Here is a 2,777-nt window from a genome sequence, read left to right on the forward strand (position 1 = left end):
TCCCGCGGACGCCGGTGCGGACCGCCTCGATCAGCCGGTCGTCGGCCAGCACGTCCTCGGTGAGCACGTCCGGGGCGGGACGCGGGTCGGGGATGCGGGGCAGGCCCGCCTGGGGGTCGTTCATCGCGTCCACACCTGGTCATCGCGTTGCACGGGCCGATCGTGTCGGCGCGTTCGGGTGATCGTCGGCACGTCCGTGGTCACGCTGGGAGAGCGCGGCGAGAGATCAGTAGAACGTGACCCCGGGCTGGCCCCCGCCCGCGGCCACGGCGTCCCCGTTGACCGCCACGCTGCGCGGGGACGCGAGGAACACCACGACGTCGGCGACCTCGGCCGCCGTGACCAGGCGGCCCAGCCTGCTCGACCGGCCGAGCGCGCGTTCGGCCTCCTCCTCGGAGGTGCCGTCCGCCTCGGCCTTCGCGCGGATCATGCCCGGGGTGCGCTCGGTGACGGTGAGTCCGGGATGGACCACCGTGACCGTGACGCCCTTCGGCCCCAGGTCGTCCGCCAGCGCGGCGGTCATCGCCGCCACCGACACGTTGCGCACCGAGCCGACCAGCGACGACGACCCGCGCGCGTTGAGCCCGCTGACGTTCACGATCCGCCCGAAACCCTGCCCGACCATGTGGGGCGCGACGGCCCGCGCGCACCGCAGGTAGCCGAGCACCTTCGTCTCGAACTGCTCGCGCATGAGCTCGTCGGTCGTGTCCGACGCCGCGCCCTGCGGGCCCGAGCTCGCCGGCGTGGCGGCCGCGTTGACCAGGACGTCCACCCCGCCGAGCTGGGCCACGACCTCGTCGACCATGGCCCGGACGTCCGCGTCGTCGGTGGTGTCCGCGGCCACGGCGACGACCGGGGTGCCGTGCCTGCCGACGCGGGTGGCGGCCTCCTGCAGGGCCTCCTTGCCGCGGGACACGACGGCGACGGCACAGCCCTCGGCGGCCAGGGCGTCGGCGACCGCGAGGCCGATCCCGCGGCTGCCGCCGGTCACGATGGCGCGCTTACCGCGCAGCTGGAGGTCCATCGTCGTTTCCTCTCGGCTCAGCCGGGGAGCAGGCCGCGGGCGAACTCGGCCTGGCCGAGGTGCTTCGCGTCGTCGTCGAACACCGAGACCAGGCGGACGCCGCGGGTGACCGGCGGGTCCCACGCGTCGTCGACCACCTCGTCGAGCTGCTCGGGGGTCACGTCCGCGAGCAGCTGCAGCGTCCGCTCCGCGACGGCGGCGTGGTAGCCGGCGAGCAGGGTCGCGTTCGCCCGCACCGCGGCGACCTGGTCGAACCCGTGCCCGTACCCGGTGTCGGCGGGCTCGAGGGGGAGGGCGAAGCGCTCGTGCCAGCCGTCGGCGAGCCAGACCTGCTCGGTGCCGAAGGCGTCCGCGACGTGGTCGTCCTGCACCCGCGTGAGGTGCCAGACGAGCCACGCGATGGAGTTGGCCTCGCCGTCGATGCGGAGGGCGAGCTGGTCGTCCCGGAGGCCGTCGAGGACCGCGGGGACACCCTCCGCGATCCGGCCGAAACAGTCGCTGAGGAGCTCGGCTGGGGTCACCGGATCCACGCTACTGATCGCCGCGGGCCGTCGCAGGGTCTATGGTCCGGCCGTGGCCCGGTACTTCGACGTACACCCGGACAATCCGCAGCGACGCGCGATCGGGCAGGTCGTGGACCTGGTCCGCGGGGGCGGGCTGATCGCCTATCCCACCGACTCGTGCTTCGCGCTGGGCTGCGCGATCGGCAACGCCGACGGGCTCGCCCGGATCCGCGGCATCCGCAGGCTGGACGAGAAGCACCACTTCACCCTCGTCTGCCGGGACTTCGCGCAGCTCGGCCAGTTCGTGCAGGTCTCCAACACCGTGTTCCGCGCGGTCAAGGCGGCGACGCCGGGGCAGTACACCTTCATCCTCCCGGCGACCAAGGAGGTCCCGCGGCGGCTGCTGCACCCGAAGAAGAAGACCGTCGGCGTGCGCATCCCGGACCACCGCGTCGTCCAGGCCCTGCTCGACGAGCTGGGCGAGCCGCTGCTGTCCTCCACCCTCCTGCTGCCCGACGCCGAGGAGCCGCCCACGCTGGGCTGGGAGGTCAAGGAGCTGCTCGACAACGCCGTCGACGGCGTCGTGGACTCGGGGGAGTGCGGCACCGAGCCGACGACCGTCGTGGACCTGTCGGGGCCCGAGCCGGAGGTCGTCCGCAAGGGCGCGGGGGACCCGGCCCGCTTCGAGTAGCCGCGTCCACCCGGCGGCGAGCTTTGGCCCGCGCGGACCCTGGACGGTCGCCGGGGGTGTGACCTAGCCTCTGTGACCGGGCGCACCGCCGCAACGACGCGGACGGGGCGCCTGTCTGCTTCCCGGTGTCGTTCCCCGGACCCCTCGCTCGAGCCTCGCCCCGGTCGCCACCGTGCGCCGGGCGGACCGATGGGGGGAATCACGCGATCACCCGCGGCGTGTCGGCTTGCCGTTCACCGCCGGTCCACCCGGGGGCGACCGGTCATCGCAGACCCGCTCACCCGACCGCCCGCCGCGGATCTCCCCGGTAGTGTCCCGAGGACCTACAGATGTCGGGTCGCGCAGCTCCCCGGCGGACACGGGCCGGGCGGTCGTCGTCTCCGGGAGTCGTCTCCGGGAGACCGGTCGCGCGGTGCGGCCCGGTCCGTGCGGCGTCCCGGCCGGATCGGGGTACGGACCAGCGGAGGACAGTGTGGAGCGAGACCTCTCGTCCCCCTCCTGGCTCGCGGAGCCGGGCGGGGGTGCGGCCGGAGCGCCTGCCGACGGCGTCCCGCAGGCT

3 protein-coding genes are annotated in these 2,777 nt (G+C 74.3%); 1 reads left to right on the plus strand and 2 read right to left on the minus strand.

Going from position 1 to position 2,777, the window contains the following annotated elements:
- Positions 1-226: 226 nt before the first annotated feature.
- Together H5J29_RS28020 and H5J29_RS28025 are read right to left on the minus strand one after the other, a co-directional pair.
- Positions 227-1,024, minus strand: coding sequence for an SDR family NAD(P)-dependent oxidoreductase (locus H5J29_RS28020; protein ID WP_181783993.1), 798 nt, complete (start codon positions 1,022-1,024; stop codon positions 227-229).
- A 17-nt stretch (positions 1,025-1,041) separates the two neighbouring features.
- Entirely contained in the window at positions 1,042-1,545 is a 504-nt protein-coding gene (locus H5J29_RS28025) for a mycothiol transferase (protein ID WP_181783994.1), read from the minus strand.
- Positions 1,546-1,597: 52 nt separating this feature from the next.
- On the opposite strand from H5J29_RS28025, the gene H5J29_RS28030 reads away from it, so the two are divergent.
- Positions 1,598-2,218 carry an L-threonylcarbamoyladenylate synthase gene (locus H5J29_RS28030; RefSeq protein ID WP_181783995.1) on the plus strand — a complete coding sequence of 207 codons (621 nt, stop codon included), beginning with the start codon at positions 1,598-1,600 and terminating at the stop codon, positions 2,216-2,218.
- Positions 2,219-2,777 lie beyond the last annotated feature (559 nt).

Origin of the sequence: Pseudonocardia pini, from assembly GCF_013870575.1 — a bacterium.
Taxonomy (GTDB): domain Bacteria; phylum Actinomycetota; class Actinomycetes; order Mycobacteriales; family Pseudonocardiaceae; genus Pseudonocardia; species Pseudonocardia pini.